At 44.8% G+C, this 19,749-nt stretch carries 17 protein-coding genes; 3 read left to right on the top strand and 14 right to left on the bottom strand.

What is annotated here, in order from left to right; genetic code table 11:
• Window position 1: 1 nt before the first annotated feature.
• From HUG20_RS05195 to HUG20_RS05185, 3 genes are all read right to left on the bottom strand, one after another.
• Complete coding sequence (locus tag HUG20_RS05195; protein ID WP_200088825.1) at window positions 2-1,135, bottom strand: glycerate kinase; 1,134 nt, start codon at window positions 1,133-1,135, stop codon at window positions 2-4.
• A gap of 390 nt (window positions 1,136-1,525) precedes the next feature.
• The gene (locus HUG20_RS05190) at window positions 1,526-2,797 is read right to left on the bottom strand and encodes an SLC13 family permease (RefSeq protein WP_200088823.1); all 1,272 of its coding nucleotides are present in this window, start codon (window positions 2,795-2,797) and stop codon (window positions 1,526-1,528) included.
• A gap of 227 nt (window positions 2,798-3,024) precedes the next feature.
• A complete protein-coding gene (locus HUG20_RS05185; protein WP_211200006.1) occupies window positions 3,025-3,219 on the bottom strand; it encodes a hypothetical protein in 195 nt (64 codons plus the stop codon).
• 262 nt (window positions 3,220-3,481) lie between these two features.
• On the opposite strand from HUG20_RS05185, the gene HUG20_RS05180 reads away from it, so the two are divergent.
• A complete protein-coding gene (locus HUG20_RS05180; RefSeq protein WP_200088819.1) occupies window positions 3,482-4,588 on the top strand; it encodes a tartrate dehydrogenase in 1,107 nt (368 codons plus the stop codon).
• A complete protein-coding gene (locus HUG20_RS05175) occupies window positions 4,536-5,372 on the top strand; it encodes a GntR family transcriptional regulator (protein ID WP_246476544.1) in 837 nt (278 codons plus the stop codon). The genes HUG20_RS05180 and HUG20_RS05175 overlap by 53 nt, the downstream gene beginning before the upstream one ends.
• A 19-nt stretch (window positions 5,373-5,391) precedes the next feature.
• Here HUG20_RS05175 and HUG20_RS05170 read toward each other — a convergent pair whose 3' ends face one another.
• The 8 genes from HUG20_RS05170 to pcrB all read right to left on the bottom strand — a co-directional run bounded on the left by HUG20_RS05170 (window position 5,392) and on the right by pcrB (window position 15,964).
• Complete coding sequence (locus HUG20_RS05170) at window positions 5,392-5,685, bottom strand: hypothetical protein (protein WP_200088817.1); 294 nt, start codon at window positions 5,683-5,685, stop codon at window positions 5,392-5,394.
• A 658-nt stretch (window positions 5,686-6,343) separates the two neighbouring features.
• On the bottom strand, window positions 6,344-7,777 hold the full coding sequence (gene gatB, locus HUG20_RS05165) for an Asp-tRNA(Asn)/Glu-tRNA(Gln) amidotransferase subunit GatB (protein WP_200088815.1): 1,434 nt from the start codon (window positions 7,775-7,777) through the stop codon (window positions 6,344-6,346).
• Between the two features lie 12 nt (window positions 7,778-7,789).
• Window positions 7,790-9,241, bottom strand: a complete 1,452-nt coding sequence (gene gatA / locus HUG20_RS05160; RefSeq protein WP_425504097.1) for an Asp-tRNA(Asn)/Glu-tRNA(Gln) amidotransferase subunit GatA — start codon at window positions 9,239-9,241, stop codon at window positions 7,790-7,792.
• A gap of 13 nt (window positions 9,242-9,254) precedes the next feature.
• Entirely contained in the window at window positions 9,255-9,545 is a 291-nt protein-coding gene (gene gatC / locus HUG20_RS05155; protein ID WP_200088813.1) for an Asp-tRNA(Asn)/Glu-tRNA(Gln) amidotransferase subunit GatC, read from the bottom strand.
• Between the two features lie 111 nt (window positions 9,546-9,656).
• Window positions 9,657-10,886, bottom strand: coding sequence for a CamS family sex pheromone protein (locus tag HUG20_RS05150; protein ID WP_200088811.1), 1,230 nt, complete (start codon window positions 10,884-10,886; stop codon window positions 9,657-9,659).
• A gap of 40 nt (window positions 10,887-10,926) precedes the next feature.
• Window positions 10,927-12,924 (bottom strand): NAD-dependent DNA ligase LigA, encoded by a 1,998-nt coding sequence (ligA, locus tag HUG20_RS05145; protein ID WP_200088809.1) that lies wholly within the window; start codon window positions 12,922-12,924, stop codon window positions 10,927-10,929.
• 102 nt (window positions 12,925-13,026) lie between these two features.
• Complete coding sequence (pcrA, locus tag HUG20_RS05140; protein WP_200088806.1) at window positions 13,027-15,240, bottom strand: DNA helicase PcrA; 2,214 nt, start codon at window positions 15,238-15,240, stop codon at window positions 13,027-13,029.
• 13 nt (window positions 15,241-15,253) lie between these two features.
• On the bottom strand, window positions 15,254-15,964 hold the full coding sequence (gene pcrB / locus HUG20_RS05135; protein WP_200090394.1) for a heptaprenylglyceryl phosphate synthase: 711 nt from the start codon (window positions 15,962-15,964) through the stop codon (window positions 15,254-15,256).
• 264 nt (window positions 15,965-16,228) lie between these two features.
• On the opposite strand from pcrB, the gene HUG20_RS05130 reads away from it, so the two are divergent.
• Window positions 16,229-17,212, top strand: coding sequence for a GntG family PLP-dependent aldolase (locus HUG20_RS05130; protein ID WP_246476543.1), 984 nt, complete (start codon window positions 16,229-16,231; stop codon window positions 17,210-17,212).
• 255 nt (window positions 17,213-17,467) lie between these two features.
• On the opposite strand, the gene HUG20_RS05125 is transcribed toward HUG20_RS05130, so the two are convergent.
• From HUG20_RS05125 to HUG20_RS05115, 3 genes are read right to left on the bottom strand one after another with little or no spacing between them, the layout of a single operon-like run.
• Window positions 17,468-18,229: an SDR family NAD(P)-dependent oxidoreductase gene (locus tag HUG20_RS05125; protein ID WP_200090393.1), complete on the bottom strand. Its 762-nt coding sequence runs from the start codon at window positions 18,227-18,229 to the stop codon at window positions 17,468-17,470.
• 23 nt (window positions 18,230-18,252) lie between these two features.
• Window positions 18,253-18,912 (bottom strand): aspartate/glutamate racemase family protein, encoded by a 660-nt coding sequence (locus HUG20_RS05120; protein WP_200088796.1) that lies wholly within the window; start codon window positions 18,910-18,912, stop codon window positions 18,253-18,255.
• On the bottom strand, window positions 18,912-19,742 hold the full coding sequence (locus HUG20_RS05115) for a sugar phosphate isomerase/epimerase family protein (protein WP_200088794.1): 831 nt from the start codon (window positions 19,740-19,742) through the stop codon (window positions 18,912-18,914). Before HUG20_RS05115 ends, HUG20_RS05120 begins: the two co-directional genes overlap by 1 nt.
• Window positions 19,743-19,749 lie beyond the last annotated feature (7 nt).

Raw genomic sequence — 19,749 nt, 5'->3', positions numbered from 1 at the left:
CTCACTTCTCATTATAAACGTTAGCAATGTTCCGCGCCACTTTCCGTAAATACGTTCCGCCGTGCTCCATCGCATCCTGCACGCTTATTGCTCCAGGTACGAGGCTAAAGACTGCGTCAATGCCATGGTCATACACTTCCTCATAACCTTCTCCGAGCTGCCCACAAATCGCGATCACAAATGTACCGGTTTCTTTTCCTGCTTTCGCAACACCGACCGGTGTTTTTCCGTACACCGATTGACCGTCAATTTTTCCTTCGCCGGTAATAATCACATCGGCTTTTCGAGCGTAGGCACGGAAATTGCTCTCTTCCAACACGAGATCGATGCCGGGTTTGAGTTCGGCATTCAGATAAGCAAGTAGCGCATACCCCAAGCCACCTGCCGCCCCGGCGCCCGGTGTCTTTTGTTGTTCATTTCCGGTTGCTTCTACTGTTCGCGCGTGAAAATGGGCGAGCGCATGATCAAGCCGCTGCACCATTGCCGTGTCCGCCCCTTTTTGCGGACCGAAAATAGCACTGGCGCCCTTTTCGCCCAACAAAGGATTGGTTACATCGCACGCGACGACGATTTCCGTTTTTTGCAAGCGGGGATCTAATTCCGAAACATCAATGGTTGCCAAATGTTCAAGCCCCACGCCGCCTCGCGCAATCGGTCTCCCTTGATCATCCAAGAGTTTCGCACCAAGGGCCTCGATCATTCCTGCCCCGCCATCATTCGTTGCGCTCCCGCCGATTCCGAGGATGATTTTTTGTACACCTTGATCAAGGGCGGCACGTATCACTTCGCCCGTTCCATACGTTGACGCCGTCCCGACATCGCGATGCTGTGCCGCGACACGATCAAGTCCCGACGCCTGGGCCATTTCCATAATGGCCGTTTTTCCATCTTTCGATACCGCGTATGTTGCTTCGACTGGATGGATATTCGGCCCTTCCACTTGTAGCTTGTGGTATGTCCCATCGAGATTGGCGGTGAGTGCCTCCATCGTCCCTTCTCCGCCATCGCCCATTGGAATCAAATGATAGTCATGGTGGACGCCTGATTGTTGGAAGCCTGATTGAATCGCTTCTGCTGCCTGTCTCGCGCTCATACTTTCTTTGAAAGAATCCGGTGCGATGATGATGTTTGGCATTGGAATTTCTCCTTATTCGTTTTTATATAGAATGATATCTAAATATAATCGTCTATCGTAAAACATTAACGGACGAGGAACCCAAAAATAAAGACCACTGATTTTTCTTTGACTACTATTATAATACCAAATGTCAGAATAACACAGCCACATAAACTGAGTTTATGCTTTATGCTAAGAAAGTTTAATTATTTGTGCCACGACTTCCGAATACAAGACACTTCCTTTCTTAACCCGAGCGAGAGACAACCCTTTTTGCACATCGCACCGAGCACCTACCAAAATTGTATAAACAAGGCTACACTATTTCAGCATTAAACTAACGCTATCTTGTCAAATGTAATGAAGGTTCGTGTAGCAATACAAAACTATAAATTTTGGTGTTAATTCCTAGTAGAAAGGAAAGAAAATTGGTAACAAAATCATGCTTACTACTATAGCAACTATAATTAACGGAACTCCAGCTTTTACGTAATCATTAAACTTGAATCCACCTAAATAATACACCATTGTATTTGCCGGCATTCCTATTGGTGTTGCGTAAGCCAAAGAACCCCCAATGACTGTTGCCATTAAAACAGCTCTTGGATCAGCTCCAAGACTATTAGCAATGGAAAAAGTTATTGGCACCAATAGTGCAGTTGTTGCAGTATTGGATATAAAATTTGTCATTACTGCAGCGATGATTAATATCACAAACAGTAAAAGGTGTGGTGAAGGGTCACTGCCAAAAGCCCCGATCACCGTTTCTGCTATTAACAATCCCGCGCCAGATTCTTCGATTCCTCTCGCTAATGCAAGTGAACCCACAAATAAAAAAATCGTATTCATATCAATTGATTTCATTGCACTATTTCCTGAAATCACCCCAATAGCGACTAAAATCAACGCTCCTGTCCATGCAGAAATATGTAAATCTACTCCAATCTGATCTTCAAAGACCATTGCTAGAACAGTTAGTACAAGAACTACCACTGACATAATTTGTTTCCATTTTGGCACATTTGAATCATCAGTATTATCGTTAAAAACCGAGTCAGTATCCGGAAGGGAACCCTCTCCTTTTGGAAGAAGCTTATATCCAAACAAACTAAAATAAATAATACCGATAATTAGAATAGGCAATCCCACATATGCATATTCAAAAAAACCGAATGACATACCGTGTTCTTGAAGTTCTGATTGAGCGATCATATTCCCAGGTGCTCCAATCAGAGAAAGACTACCTCCCATTGCAGCCGCAAAAACTAAAGGTAAAAGCAGCCTTGGTCGTGCGAACCCTGATCTCGCAGCTATACCAATAATAACTGGTATTAAAACAGCTGCAGTCCCGGTATTAGAGAGAAGGCCGGACATTAAAGCAGTAATAACCATAATAGAAATGATTAACTGTCTCTCGGTTTTGGCAAATCTGGTAACCAATCCCCCAATTTTCTTAGCCATGCCCGTTTCAAAAACAGCTGCACCAATGATAAACATCGCCATAAAAAGAAGGACATTGTCGTCTACGAAACCAGCAAAAGCCTCTGGAGGGTCTAGAATACCTGTTAGCACAAGCCCAATAGCAACAATCATTGCTGTAATTGGAAGGGGTATTTTTTCCCAAGCAAACATAGTTATAGCAAATACTAAGAAAATCAAGGTTATAACTGCAGAACTCATGCAGCTTCATTCCTCCTTAAATAGTCACAGACCACACGTCCAACTTCCCATACATAGTTGGGGTGTTAAGTGCTATATGATTTAATTGATAGCGGTTTCAAAATGAAATTATATTATATAAATACAAAACAAATTTCTACATATATCAGGTATAGAAACCCAATATCTATAGCTTTTAATAATTTCAAATAGCACTAAGTTAGGGATTGCTGAACAACGTGCAGCTATCAGCTGAAGCCGGGATGCCGCTTCCATGGCTTCGCTTTCCGCGGACGAACGGTCAAGCCTCCTCGCGCAAAACCGGCGCTGCGGGGGCTTGACGCGTCCGTTTTTCCGCTGGAGTCTCGCCATTGCAGCACCATCCCTCCGTACGTTGCCAGAAGGGCAAGGGTTTTTTGCTTATAGGATGGAATTCCTTGCATCCAACTTTGACAACACCAACGGAAAATGCTTATGTGCCAGTCTTTTTCCATTATTAAGCAGTCCCTAAGTTAGTGACGTCATTTTCATACCTTCTTTCTTAATGATGATAAGGCTTTCAAAATCTACTAATAATAGATTAATCAATGTATACATAAAAGTCAAATATATGCCTTTAATTTATATTTTAAGCCTTTACATTGACAATAATGTATACGTAATTGATAATGGGTGAAGATCACAATTAAAATAGGAGGTATATTGATGAACGCCAAACAGCATTTTCGTTTAGCCGCCATACCAGGGGACGGAATAGGAAAAGAAGTCATTGACGAAGGATTACGAGTACTCGATTATTTAGAAAAAAAATCAAATGGAAAATTCTCATTTGAAACCGATTATTTTCCGTGGGGATGTGAATACTATCTGGAAAATGGAAAAATGATGGCTGAAGATGGACTGGAGCAGATTAAGAATCATGATGCCATTTACTTCGGCGCCGTGGGCTTCCCTAATGTACCGGACCATATAAGTCTTTGGGGATTACGTATCGCAATTTGCCAAGGGTTAGATCAATGGGCCAACATTCGCCCAGTTGACTTCTTACCTGGTGTGGAAAGTCCATTAAATCACCCAGACAGAGACCAATTAAACTGGGTTTTAATCCGTGAAAATACCGAGGGAGAGTATTCGGGAATTGGCGGCCGTAATTTCACAGGGAGAGGACCCGGAAAAGAAGTGGCTGTACAATCGTCTATCTTTACCGAAGAAGGGTGCGAACGAATTATTCGTCACGCGTTCGAACTCGCAAGAACGCGGAAAAGAAAAAAGGTTACTAGCGTCACCAAAAGTAACGCACAACAATATGGGATGGTGTTATGGGATGAAGTGTTCGAACGTGTGAGCAAAGATTATCCAGATGTTGAAACGGATCAGTGGCTCGTTGATGCAATGGCAGCGCAATTTGTTCTACATCCAGAGGATTTAGAAGTCGTTGTTGCTTCTAACTTATTAGCAGATATTTTATCTGATTTGGGTAGTGCTTTAGCCGGCAGTCTCGGAATAGCGGCGAGCGCTAATTTGAATCCTGATCGCAGGTATCCTAGCATGTTTGAATCCGTTCATGGCTCAGCACCCGACATTGCCGGTCAGGGCATTGCCAATCCCATCGGAGCGATTGGAAGTGCGGCGTTGATGCTCGAGAACCTAGGTCTTCAAAAAGAAGCTGATCTTATAAATAAAGCAATTAGAGAAACCACCAAAGAAGGGTTATTAACGGCAGATATCGGTGGTACAAATTCCACAAAAGAAGTTACCGATGGTATTATTAGCCATCTCAGCAAAATGCATGATAAGATTAAAGCTAACTAAGTATAAACTAAAGGATGAGAAGGAGTTCTCCTTCTCTCCATTCATTTCAGGGTCGGTGAACGTTATGAAAAAAAAGCCTAACTCAGAAGAGCTTACATTTATGCATGCGGATGACGTTAAAAATGCTACAAAGGGTTTGGAAAATGATGTATCCGAAACACGTTTACCGCAACAAGCTTATCAAATAATACGATTGGCGATTAGAAATCTGTATCTTCCACCCGGAAAAATGATTTTGGAACGAGAGATGGCAGAAGGTTTGCAAATGAGTAGAACTCCTGTCAGAGAAGCGTTAGTCCGTCTGCAAACAGAGGGATTGATTGAAGTAATCCCAAGGCGAGGTTTTATCATTAAGACCATTGCGAAAGAAGATTTGCAAGAGATCTATGAAATCGTTGAAGCTCTAGATGGTTTAGCGGCTGAAATAGTAACCACAAAAATTAGTGATAAAGAATTAGAAAAACTGGAAGATTTGGTTGCAAGCCAAGAAGAAACTTTACATGAGAAAAACTTATCCGAATGGGCCAGATTAGATGATAAGTTTCATACTGATATCATTACTTCAGCCGGCAACCTCAGGCTCTCAAGTGTCATTGAAACCCACGCAGACCAAATCTTTCGGGCTCGTTTATTTACCATTGAAAACAGGCCGCTACCATTCCGATCAATTATAGAACATAAAGCTATTCTTTCTTGTATGCGAGCACAGGATAAAAATGCAGCACGAATGCTTATGCAGTCACATCGAAAAAGAGCCCGAAATGAAATACTGGAAGCACTTTAATCCAAGCATACGAATTCTTTCACCATATAAAACTCCAAAAAATAAGCCCAAGCACAAGAACAATCGCCATCATAAGGAATGTGTGCCCCAATATTTTTCGATACGATGCCCCTGCTTTGATAATATAAGCATGGGCGGCAATGTTAAGCGCCGCCAGTAATAGAAAAAAGAACAAGAGTACAATAATCGTAACAATAATTGTTAGTGTAATATCCAAAATGAACAACCTTTCATATCCATTAGGACTTGTATCCTCATTATAAAAAGAAACCATACATATGTACAAACAAGCAAAATGTGATGAACCAATCATTCGAAAGGTTCCACCCTTGCATTAATCCCACTTTGGCTGATAAAGCGTTTGTTTTGGCTGATATATTGATTTTTTTGGCTGATATCGAGGCGGTTTCGGCTGATAAACGATACAGCGTAAAATCTTTGCATCTCTTGACGCAAACAAAAAAACAGCTTATCCTTTATTTAGTAGGTAAGAAAGTATAAATCAACTTTCTTGCCTACATAAGTGCAACTAAGGCTTTCGCCATAAACGCTTGGTGAAAAGCCAAGTTTTCTAAGATTTTGTTAAGGTGAACGCTGGCAGGAGGGACAAAACAGATGGACATTCATTGGATGGAACCATTGACGGTGATTATTGCAATTGGCATATTCGCCTGGTCCGCATTTTCGATGGTAACGGCAAAGAAAAAAGCTTAAGGCACGAGGGGACATTCCCTCGTGTTTTTTAGTTTGTTTAGTCTGTTTCCACATCCCGACTCTCGCATCATATCATGGAGTTCTCATAAAAACCGGCAAATCAATAGCACCTGGTTGATCGCATAAACAGCCAGATATCTATGCAAAACATGTTAAGCGTTGCGTTGGATTTGTCATCGCTCATTTGTTCCTGCAAAAAGCACGAGTCCTATAAGCAAAGCCAACCCGTCCCGGATAAAGGATAGGTTGGCCTTGCTTTATCGTGCGTCAATGCCTTCTTTAATCAGTTTATTCACGACTTGCGGATTGGCTTTCCCTTTTGTTTCTTTCATCGTTTGGCCAACGAGGAAACCGAAGGCTTTGTCTTTGCCGTTTTTATAGTCGTCAATGGATTGTTGATTTGCTTCCAAAATGCCTTCGACGATGGATTTTAGTTCACTTTCATCGGAAATTTGCACAAGCCCTTGATCTTTAACGATTTGCTCGGGACTTCCGCCCTCTTCAATCAACGTCTTGAACACTTTTTTGGCAATTTTACTGGAAATTGTTCCCTTTTCGATCAAATGGATCAACGCTGCGAGCCCCGACGGCGTCATGGCCACATCTTCAAGCTCCAAATGATTGGCGTTCAAATGGGCATTCACTTCGCCCATCATCCAGTTGGCGGCCTGCTTCGCATCCGCGCCCGCTGCCACGGTTTCTTCAAAAAAGTCCGCGCTTGCCTTCGCTTGCGTCAGCACGCCGGCATCATAAGCGGGGATTTCCCATTCGGATATATAGCGTCTTTGTCTTTCATCAGGGAGTTCAGGGATTTCTTCCGCAATTCTTCCTTGCCATTCTTCATCGATAAAAAGATTGACGAGATCCGGTTCCGGAAAATAGCGGTAATCATCGGATCCTTCTTTCACTCGCATGAGCGTCGTTTCTTTGCGCTCATCATTCCAACGCCGTGTTTCCTGCAAAAGTTCATTGCCATCGCGAAGTTCTTGTTCCTGACGCTTCTCTTCAAAAGCAAGCCCTTTTTGCACGTTGGCGAATGAGTTTAAATTTTTCAGTTCCGTCTTCGTCCCGAATTCCTCTTGCCCGCTCGGACGTAAGGAAATATTCGCGTCACACCGGAGCGAACCTTCTTCCATTTTACAATCGGACACTTCCGTATATTGAAGGATTGCCTTCAATTTTTCCAAATAAGCATACGCTTCTTCCGGCGTGCGAATATCCGGTTCGGAAACGATTTCGATGAGTGGCGTTCCCGCGCGGTTAAAATCAACGAGCGACGTATCCTCTTCGTCGTCATGGGTTAATTTTCCCGCGTCTTCCTCTATATGAATGCGAGTGATGCCGATCGATTTTTTCTTGCCGTCCACTTCAATCTCAATCGACCCATGCTCACCGAGAGGTTGATCGAATTGGGAGATTTGATATGCTTTCGGGTTATCTGGATAAAAATAATTTTTACGATCAAATTTTGTATGCTCCGAGACCGAACAATTTGTCGCCAGTGACGCTTTAATGGCAAAATCAACGGCACGTTTGTTAAGCACCGGCAAAACCCCCGGGTGCCCAAGGCAAACCGGGCACGTTTGTGTATTTGGCGACGCTCCAAACGATGTGGAACATCCGCAAAATATTTTCGTATCCGTTTTTAATTCGGCGTGCACTTCCAAGCCGATTATCGTATCGAATGTCATCGTTTTGCCCCCTTATAGTCCCGGTTTTTCTTTGTAATGTCCTGTTTCTTGTTCGTAAGCGTGGCCGACACGGTACAGAATGCGCTCTTCAAACGGTTTGCCGATCAACTGCAATCCGACGGGAAGTCCATTTGAAAAACCGCATGGGATGGATAGGGCCGGGTTTCCGGACAAGTTCACCGGGATGGTTAAGATATCATTTAGGTACATCGTAAGCGGATCATTTTTTTGTTCGTCGATTTTAAAAGCTGTCGTCGGTGCTGTCGGGCCAAGAATGACATCATAACTGTGCAACACTTGGTTAAAATCTTCACGAATCAGCGTTCGGACTTTTTGTGCTTTTTTATAATAAGCGTCGTAATATCCGGTACTAAGGGCGAACGTGCCCAACATAATACGGCGTTTCACTTCATCGCCAAAGCCTTCGCTTCTCGTCTTTTTATAGACATCCATTAAATCATCGCCGGCTTTTTGAACGCCGTAGCGGATACCGTCAAAGCGGGCGAGATTGGCGGATGCTTCCGAGGAAGCAAGCAAATAATAAGCGGCCACTGCATACCTTGAATTGGGCAATGATACTTCCTCACATGTCGCCCCCATTCCCTCCAATGTGCGGATCGCTGCTTGAATCCGTTCTTTAACGCCGGCATCGACCCCTTCATCCAAAAACTCTTTCGGAATGGCAATTCTTAAACCGTTAATGTTACCTTCAAGTGCTGAGTGATAATCGGGCACGGTCACATCCACGGATGTGGAGTCGCGCTCATCATGACCGGCAATTTCCTGAAGCACGTAGGCGTTGTCTTCGACCGTTCGGGTAATCGGGCCAATTTGATCCAATGAAGAAGCGAACGCCACAAGTCCGTAACGGGACACTCGTCCATATGTAGGCTTTAACCCAACTACCCCGCAAAAAGAAGCGGGCTGTCGAATGGAGCCACCGGTATCTGACCCTAACGCAAACGGCACTTCTCCTGCGGCTACCGCTGCAGCAGAACCCCCGCTTGAACCACCGGGGACGTGACTTGTATTCCAAGGATTTTTCGTACTGTGATATCCGGAATTCTCGTTGGAAGAGCCCATTGCAAACTCGTCCATGTTTAATTTCCCGACGGTTACGATATTTTGTTCACGCAAACGTTTCATAACGGTTGCATCATAGACGGGATTAAAATTATCCAGAAGCTGACTTCCGCATGTGGTTTTCAATCCCTCAGTCATGATATTGTCCTTAATACCCGCAGGAATTCCGAATAAAGGCTGTCTTTCACTTTGCTCCACTTGCTCATCAAGCGCCTTGGCTTGAGCCATCGCGCCTTCTTCATCCAAAGTGAGAAACGCCTGCACAGAATCATCGACATCCCGAATTCTTTCGTAGGCATTTTCTGTTAGCTCTGACACTTTTACTTCTTTATTTTTAATTTTGCTATGCATCGATGCTATCGTTTCATCCATGAATGACACGGCTTTCACTCCCTTAATCCAGGACAGATGGAACTTCAAATTGTCCATCTTTCGACGCTGGCGCATTTTTTAGCACATCTTCCCTTTTCATCGACGGACGCACTTCATCTTCACGCAAAACATTTCGTACGTCCATGACGTGCGTCGTCGGTACGACATCTTCGGTGTCAAGTTCATTGAGACGTTCTGCATATTGAATCACATCGTCCATTTGTTTGGCAAATGTTTCTAAGTCATCATCACTAAACGTTAGTCGTGCAAGGTCCGCCACATGTTTCACTTGTTCTTTTGTGATCTCGGCCACTGCTGTTCACCTCTCAATCATTGGACTCAGCAACACTATGATCATATCAAAACACAGGCACGCGAGCAAAAACTCCCCACGTGCCAAACGTTCGACACAACTTGCATCCCCTTATTCATAAATGTGCACATTCACCTCTTCTCCGCTCTCTCTCGTAATCAATGCTTCTGTCCGGTCATTCGTTGTGACGGTAAGGCTGATGTCAATGTCCGTCGGAAAATGTTCCTCTACCTCGCTTGCTGCCTGCTGGGTTACCGCGATTGTCTCCGTTTTGGTATGAAACCGGATTGGCACTTCGATAGAGAGACGATCGAGTTCATTGCTCTGATAATGACCCCGGGCGGTGACACCTATATGGTTTCTAAAATAACTGTTTAACGCTTCGGTGAATTGGTTAAAGCGCTCAGCATCTTCAGGCACATGATCAAATGCTCGATCGGATGGAAAAAAATAATGCTCCTCATTCAACGTCTCCCAGCTACCAAGGTCGCTTCCTGCTTCAGCGGTTGCTGTTGCGATGAATTCCCCCGGCGTGATTGAATTCCGCGGGGCTTCCCGGAAGAGGCTGATGACGATCGGAACGTCATTCAATATCCCTTCTTCCCGTTCATCCGAACGCAACCGGTTAACGACTTCCGCCGCCATTTCCTCGCCGGATTCGATCGCCTCTTCTTCTGAAATTTCTTCATCAAACCAGGAACCATACGACCCATCTTCGTCTTGCTCACGGAAATAATAGATGCTATTCAAAGATAACGCTACCCCTACGCCGCCCAATTGCAGGTCTCCATCGTCATTCTCGGTGTGATAGTTTTGTTCGACAACATGAGAAAGAACACATGGATGATTGCTATGTTGATCTTCAAAACCATCCCCCTCTTCGAGTTGCGGATTTAGCCCCAAGCCTGCATATTCCTCTTCATCATCCTCATCGGACTCTTCATAGCGGGCCAGCCAAGCATTCATCTCATCGCTTCCTATATACTGCCCTTCTTGAATAAAATAATCTTCAGGCGGAAACGTCTCCGAAACGATTTCACTAAGCCCTATTTCCAGCCTTTCCAAGTCCAAACGGTTATAGGCGGTGCCCGAATAGCAACCTTCTCCCGAAGTAAAGCCTCTGACTTCTCCGGCTTCATATTCTCCATCCGGGAAAATGCTTCGATAGTATTCCGACAAACTGGGAACCGGCTCCCCCACATCTGCCGCTGCTCGTTGTTGCTCCTCTTCGCCTTCCTCTGTCTCTGCCGTTTCCTCTGTTGCGCCCGGATCCAAAAAATCTGCACATCCGGAAAGGGCAAGAAGCAAAGCTAACCCTACCGCCAATACCCTTGTTTTCATCCAACTTCCCCCTCTCTCGGAAAGCGCCATCCCCGGGTCACTATATTTCTTCCCGCGCTCGATTCTCATCCCATATTTCCACACCCAACTGCTCGGCTTTGTCCCGTTTGGAACCGGCATCTTCACCGGCGATGAGCACGTCTGTGTTTTTGCTGACGCTTGAAGTCACTTTCCCGCCGTTGGCTTCTATGATTGTTTTTAATTCATTGCGTGTCCAATGTTCCAGCTTACCCGTAAGCACAAACGTTTGATCTTGAAACTTATCCGATTCGTTTCCGCCGCTTCCTTTAAACGTCATATTCACGCCTGATTCCTTTAAACGCTTGAGCATGTCCCCCACTTCGGGTTGCAGGAAATATTGCTCAATCGCCTCTGCCATTTTGTGGCCGATTTCCGGAACTGCCTGAACATCTTCCGATGACGTATTTTGCAAGGCTTCCATTGTTTTATAGTGGCGGGCAAGTGTATCTGCCGCTTTCACCCCAATAAAACGAATGCCCAATCCAAATAGTAATCGCTCCAATGAATTGTCTTTCGACGCTTCAATCGCTGCCAGTAAATTGTTCACCGATTTATCGGCCATCCGTTCAAGCTTGATTAGTTCTTCATATTGAAGGGTGTATAAATCGGAAATATCAGCAACGAGTCGATGGTGAAAAAGTTGTGTAATCACTCGTTCCCCGAGCCCATCGATATTCATGGCGTTTCTAGAGACAAAATGAATCAATCCTTCCCGAATTTGCGCGGGGCACCGTGGGTTGATACAACGTAGAGCGACTTCCTCTTCCAAATGGACGAGCTCGCTCCCGCATTCAGGACACGACGATGGCATCAAAAAATCAGTTTCTTCACCCGTGCGCGCCTCTTCCACTACACGTACAACTTCCGGAATAATGTCTCCTGCTTTTTTTATCACTACTTGGTCTCCGATTTTAATGTCTTTTTCCCTGATAAGTTCCTCATTGTGAAGCGAGGCTCGTTGGACCGTCGTCCCGGCAACTGTCACCGGGGCAAGATGAGCGGTCGGTGTAACAACTCCGGTCCGCCCCACCGACAGTTCAATATCGGTTAACGTCGTCATTTTTTCTTCCGCCGGAAATTTGTAGGCGGTTGCCCAACGAGGGTTTTTGGCCGTAAAGCCAAGTTCATCTTGCTGCCTTAAGCTATCCACCTTAATGACGATGCCGTCAATTTCATACCGGAGGTCTTTGCGCTTCTCGATCCAGTGCTGAACATAAGCGATGACTTCTTCCATCGAACCGACGTGCCGGTTTTCGGGGTTCACTTTTAATCCTAACTTCTTCATATAAGCAATCGCCTCATGATGAAATGCTAAACCGGCACCGCGATCGTCACCGATGGCATAGAGAAAAATATCGAGGTTCCGGGCAGCCGCAATTTTGGGATCCAACTGTCTAAGGGAACCTGCCGCCGCGTTACGTGGATTAGCGAATAACGCTTCTCCGCTTTCCCCTTTTGCTTCGTTTAAACGTTGAAACGAATGTTCCGGCATGAAAACTTCTCCGCGAACCTCAAGGCTCACCGCTTCATTGAGATGCAGGGGGATCGAACCGACCGTTTTCAGATTTGACGTAATATCTTCGCCGATTTGCCCATCGCCTCTTGTCGCGCCGCGGACGAGGCGTCCTTCCTCATACGTAAGGGCGACCGCGAGGCCATCGATCTTTAATTCACAGCTATACGTCACATCGTCTTCTGCCGACAATCCTTGGCGCACACGACGGTCAAAATCCCATAATTCCTGTTCATTAAACGCATTCCCGAGGCTTAACATCGGCCGCTCATGACGAACTTTTTGGAACCCGGAGAGCACTTCCCCGCCAACACGCATGGTCGGAGAATCATCACGTTTCAAAGCAGGGGACTTTGCTTCAAGCTGTATTAGTTCCCGTATGTCTTCATCATAATTCGCATCAGGAACGATGGGATCATCGAGGACATGATAATGGTAATTGTAGCGATGGAGCCGTTCACGCAGTTCCGCCGCACGCGTTTCTGTATCTTGATCTATAGCCATAGCCGGTCTTCCTTTCCTGCTAAAGGTTAGAGGTTTTTTCTTGCCGGTTGCTACTCTCCCCTTCCAAGTCGGATCTTCTCTTTTTTTGAACACAACACGCACTTATTGGCGTGTGATTGGGGCGAATTTGGCAACGAGGCGTTTAATGCCCTCAGCGGGAAATGCAATATCCAATTCCTGGTTTTCATCCTCCCCGTTGACAGCGACCACCGTGCCTGTCCCCCATTTTCGATGATCCGCTTTGTCTCCAACCTTCCAAGCATGCGTCTCTCCGCCCGTCCGGGTCGTCGTAGTCCCCTTCCGATGTTTTCGAGCGCTTTTCGTTTCGCCGGCGTCGATGGAAACATTTCCGGCTGCTTCCGGTTCGGATTCAAATAAATGGCCCGGCACTTCGTTGATAAACCGCGAACCCGGATTCATTTGCGCTCGCCCGTAGAGGCGCCGTGATAAAGCTTTTGTCAAATGCAACTGTTCTTCCGCTCGCGTCATCCCCACATACGCGAGCCGGCGCTCTTCTTGCATTTCTTCTTCCTCGAATAAAGAACGGTTATGAGGAAAAATTCCTTCCTCCATCCCGATTAAAAAAACAATAGGAAACTCTAACCCCTTGGCGGCATGCAATGTCATCATCGTTACCGTCCCTTGCTCGTGACCTTCCTCTTCATCATCGAGGCGATCAATATCTGCGACCAATGCAAGGTCCGTCAAAAAGGTAATCAAAGATTTGTCATCGTCCTGCCTTTTTTCAAACTCTTGGGCGACGGTGAGAAGCTCGTCAATATTTTCGAGACGGCTTTGTGCCTCCAATGTGTTTTCGTCGTTGAGTGCGTCCCGATAGCCGGATGTTTCCAACACTTCCTCGAGGAGATTAAGCACCGATAAATATTCTTGTTGGCGTATCCAGTTGTTCAAATGTTCCGCGAAGCCGAGAAGCTTCTTCGTCACCGTTGCCGAAAGGCCGATCTCCTCGGCTTCCAGAAGGGCGCCATACAAGCTTATATCCTGATTATTCGCATAGGCAGCCACTTTATCCACTGTTGTCGCTCCAATTCCTCTTTTAGGGACATTAATTATCCGCGACAAACTAATATCGTCATCCGGATTGGCAATCACCCTTAGATAGGCAAGCACATCTTTAATTTCTTTACGGTCATAAAATTTTGTGCCGCCGACCATTTGATAAGGGATATTCGACTTGACGAACAATTCTTCCATCACACGGGACTGGGCGTTCGTTCGATAGAGGATCGCGAAATTTTGATAGCCTATCTGTTGCGTTTGTGTCGCTTTTTTAATCTGATCAATGACGTAAAACGCTTCCTCCCGTTCATCCATGGCTTCATGAAAATGAATGCGCGTTCCTTCCTCATTTTCAGTCCATAGATTTTTCGGTTTGCGTCCGCTGTTATTTTTGATCACTTCATTGGCCGCCAATAAAATCGTTTTCGTCGAGCGGTAATTTTGTTCCAGTAAAATTACTTCGGCTTCTTCATAATCTCCTTCAAAAGAAAGGATATTGCCGATATCCGCTCCGCGCCATTTATAAATGGACTGATCCGAGTCACCGACGACACAGATGTTGCGAAAACGATCAGCGAGTTGCTTTACAAGCATATATTGCGCCTTGTTCGTATCCTGATACTCGTCCACATGGATGTATTGGAACTTGCGTTGATAGTATTCCAACACCTCGGGCACCTCGCGGAAAAGACGGATCGACATCATAATCAGATCGTCGAAATCGAGCGCGTGATTAATCCGAAGGCGCCGCTTATATTCTTTATAAACATCGGCAGCCACTTCCTCAAATGGGCCGCTTGCATTTTTGGCGTATGCTTCGGCGGTGATCAACTCATTTTTGGCACCGCTGATCATGCCGAGCAATGCGCGTGGCGGGAACTTTTTAGCGTCCAAATTTTGGTCTTTTAAGATCTGTTTGATGACCGATTGCTGATCGGTAGCGTCCAAGATGGAAAAATTGCGGTTAATCCCGATGCGATCGGCATCTCGCCGCAATATCCGCACGCATAAGGCGTGAAAGGTGGACATCCAAATGCTGTCGGCCACACCGCTGATTTGCTGTCCCACACGTTCTTTCATTTCTCGCGCTGCTTTATTCGTAAAGGTAATCGCGAGAATATTCCAAGGCGCCACCCCTTTTTCCCGGACCAAGTAAGCGATCCGACAGGTGAGCACACGTGTTTTTCCGCTTCCGGCACCGGCCATGATCAAGAGCGGACCTTCCGTCGTCTTCACCGCTCGCTGTTGTTCCGGGTTTAACCCCTCGAGTAATTGTTCCATCCTATTTCGTTGCATGACACGCACATCCTTAGCGCTTGTTGATTTGCCTTTTTGTCTCTTTCACTGCTTTAACAGTCTTCAATGCTTCTTCTGTATTTTCATAGAGGGCGTTGCCAACGACAACTGTATCCGCCCATGCGGCCATTTCCGTCGCTTGTTCCGCCGTTTGTATCCCCCCGCCGTAAAATAGTCGGGCATGCGCAAGCGTTTGGCTTACTTTTTTTACAACTTCAATGTCGCCATATGTACCGCTGTATTCAAGATAAAAGATTGGCATGCGCAAAACGCTTTCGGAAAATCGGGAAAAAGCGACGATATCTTCCATATCCATTGCCGCATCCGCAGCTGTTCGTCTCGCCGCGCTGGAATGTCGATTCAAAATGCAGTATCCTTCGCCCCAGACTTCGGCCGATTTCAGGAACTGGCCGTGGGCTTTCAATGCTTGTTGGTGCAGGCCGCTAATAAATGCCGAGTGATGAGCATTTAAAACAACCGGAATCAAGTAAGCGTCAAATCCGGGCGTAAGTGCTTCCAATTCTGTCACTTCCAACACACACGGTACTGAAAAACGCCTGACAGCTGCTAAACATTCCGTTACATTGTCGATGGTCGTTCCTTCTGTGCCCCCAACGATAACCACATCTGTTCCCGACTCACAAATCTCTTCAAGCCACTTTTCCGAGTGTGGTCTCGCCGGATCCACTTTAAACGCGTGACGCCAAGCTTTCATTTCTTCGATCATTTTAAGAGCGCCTCCACTTCAGATTGATGAGGGGACCCTACAACCTCAATCATTTTTCACGTTCATTCGACCCCGGGATAAATTCTCCGGCACTTGTAAACTGCTCCTCAAGCTTATATTATAGCAGATATTCACTATTTTCTTAAGCTGGAAAGGAAAAATTACTTAAACGGAAAACTCGGCCAAATTGGAGGAGGAAATCAGATCATAGATTTAAGAAGTGACACATTAACGCAACCGACCGAAAAAATGAGAAAGGCGATGTATGATGCGGAAGTAGGGGATGATGGCAGAACAGATAAATTAGGAAGAGGGGAAGATCCGTCCGTTAATAATCTGGAAGACGTTGCTGCTGAAGTAATGGGCAAGGAAGCTGCTCTTTTTTGTAATAGCGGAACGATGGCCAATCTCATTTCGTTATTAACGCATGGCACCAGAGGAGACAACGTTCTGGCAGGAGAAACATGCCATATAAATAAAAGCGAGAAAGCGCCTTTTATGGAAAACATAGGAGGCTTAATTCCGCGCTTTTTCGAAACAGACGTATTTGGAGCCCCTGACATGGATAGTATTCATCAGTTGATGAACGATTATGAGATTAAGCTTCTTTGTTTGGAAAACACGAATAATTTTATGGGCGGAACTTGTCTTTCAAAAGAACAGATGAATACGCTCTGTAACGTTGCCCATGAAAACGGCATTCCCGTTCATTTAGATGGAGCAAGAATCTTTAATGCATCCGTCTATTACGATATTCCGGTCAAAAAATTAGTCAAGCCAGCGGACTCTGTGATGTTTTCTCTTTCCAAGGGATTAGGAGCTCCGATGGGGTCTGTGCTTTGCGGACAAAAAGCATTTATCACACGCGCAAGAAAAATAAGAAAGTTGTTGGGAGGATCCATGCGGCAATCAGGCGTAGTCGCGGCTACAGGAATTACTGCAATTCAACAAGAAGTGGATAGATTAAAGGAAGATCATGAGAATGCTTATCTATTGGCAGGTATGATCAAGGACAACGCTAAAATAAATATTCGCATGGATGCAGTTCAAACAAATATCGTCAATGTTGACGTTTCTTCAAGTGGCCGATCGGCAAAAACCATTGAATCTGATCTTTTAAATAAAGGACTCAAGGTGAAGAGCATTTCCGACTATAAAGTTAGAATAACAACGTACCGAGGAGTAACGAGGGATGACATCATAAGAGCGGCAACGATTATTAATGCGTATTTTAGGGAATGCTGAACAACTTGCAGTTATCAGCTGAAGCCGGGATGCCGCTTCCATGGCTTCGCTTTCCGCGGACGAACGGAAAATTCTTATGTGCCAGTCTTTTTCCGTTATTCAGCAGTCCCTGTTTTAACGAATTTTAATGGAAAAAATATTAGAAAAATTGGATTTTCACCAAGCTTTTATGGCGAAAGCCTTCGTTGCACTTATCTACCCAAAAAGTTAAATCCCGCGGTATAAAATTTTGCGGGATTTACACGTATATCATTTTTACCAAGCCGTCCATCCTCCATCAACGAATAATGTTTGGCCTGTTACCATATTCGAAGCGTGGGAACTTAAATAAAGCACTGCTCCAAATAAATCATCCGTTTTTGCCAACCGTCCAAGTGGGATCCTGCTGTATACGTCTGCTTTAAAATCTTGATCCTCGAACATTTTCTCTGTTAACGGCGTTTCAATAAAAGTTGGCGCCACTGCATTTATATTGATCTGATCTTTTGCCCACTCAATCGCCAAAGATTTGGTTAACTGTTTTATTCCTCCTTTACTGGAACAATATGCCGAACGTTTGTAATAACCAACCTCTTCCATCTGAGAAGACATATGAATGATTTTTCCGGATCCCTGCGCCTTCATAAAAGGATAGACGGCCTGATTAAAGAAAAAAGCACTTTTTAAATTGATGTCATGGACCGTATCCCAATCGTTCTCAGTAATTTCTGTTGCAGGTTTGGTTATATTGGTCCCGGCATTATTGATAAGGACATCAATCCTGCCAAACGTTTGGTATATCCGGCTGGCTAAATCCGGGAGGTTCTTTTTTTCGGTAATGTCGCATGGGAAAATCTCGACATATTTGGAGGAAAGACCTACATCTGCTTTCACTTGATTCAATTTTTCCTTGTTTCGTGCCACAAGCGCAATTTTTGCTCCGTTTTCGGCAAAGGTACGTGCGAGGTCCTTCCCAATTCCTTGGCTTGCCCCTGTGATAATCACCACTTTTTCTTTTACCGAGAATAAATTTTCTATTTTCACGCTTTATTCCCCTCTTTTCATTTGTTCTCAAGTGCTTTTTGAATAATCGATTGGGCGCTGATGTGCGGACCTGTTAAAACGTTTGGAAGGTCGAAAGATTCAACGGCACGCGCCATGGAATATTGGGCCAGAACGATCGTTTTATCATCTTTATGCTCATGTATTTTTTCTTGGATGATTTGATCATGTGCCAAAACGTCCCCTTTTTGCAATGCTTGAAATGCTTCCGGCAAAACAAAAATTTTAATACGGACAGTTTTATTCCTTTCAGCCGCGATATCCTTTAGCATCCTTTCCGTCGTCGGACCCGCTGCTTTTACCGTTGCGATTACCGTGATATCCGAACTATGATCAACGGCTTTCTCCAACATGCTCATGTCGGAGCTTAATACAGGCACAGGCATAAGTTCGGCAATTTTAGCTACATAAGGGGTAAAAGATGAACAGGTAAATAAAATAGCATCGACATGGCTTTCAACCGCCTTGCCCGCTAACGCACTCAACCGCATAATCATTCGGTTTGTAACGGTATTTGTCTCATTCAACTCGTAAATTAATCCTTCATCCATAAAGTTCACAAGGTCAGCCTTTTCATCCAATTGCGAGAACGCGTGAAGAATCGGTGACACTGAATTCATTGTAGCGTGAACGAGCCCAATTCGGATGTTACCGGACATCAATATCCCTCATTTTCTGCATAGATGGATTTTACACGTTCAAGCGCTTGTTTCGACACCGCCATTGATGAATCTTGTTGTTTAATTTCAAAGCTTACAAAAGGCGTCCGTGGCATTTGACGAATAGCATTTATGATTTCATTCATATCAAACGTTCCTTCTCCGGGCATCAAACGGTCGCTATCCGTGAGATGAATGAAGCCTAATTTATCGATCGCTTCATGAAACAGATGAACAAAATAAGGCTCACGGCTTTCTGCCTCCATATGAAGACAATCGAGCATAATGCCAAAATTGGCAGACGTAAATGATTGAATAAAAGTCATTGTCTCCTTTGTGCGATTTAAGTTATTCATCTGATTTTTATTTTGTGGTTCGATTAAAATGGTTACGTTCCTTTTTTCAGCAGCTTCAAGCACACGATCGCAAGACTGTCTCATATGTTCCCAAGATAAAGCAGGGTGTTCATCACTCATTTGTCCGCGCAGCTTCCCTATTGTAACGGAGCAATCAAACACTTCCGCCCATTCAATCAGGTGAATGGTTCGTTTTATCGCTTCATCTCGGCAGCTTTTATCCAAAGATGAAAATGACAGTCGATCGTCTGCAGCCATAGGACCTGTTCCAAACGAGGCTACCTTTAACCCTTCATCAGTGACTATTTTGGATACATAAGGCAAATTGGCTTCACGTCCATCCCGTACTAACAATTCAACTCCATCATAACCAAAGGATGCCAGGGAAGGAATGATTTCTTTTGCGGAACCTTTTGCACTAAACATTGGTTTGATCGTTTCTTCTGTTTGGTAAGGATAAGCAAATGGAAACATACAATCA

The organism is Salicibibacter cibi, from assembly GCF_016495865.1.
Taxonomy (GTDB): domain Bacteria; phylum Bacillota; class Bacilli; order Bacillales; family Marinococcaceae; genus Salicibibacter; species Salicibibacter cibi.
The sequence above is the reverse complement of the archived record's forward strand: the minus strand, read 5'-3'. Positions and strand labels throughout refer to the sequence as shown.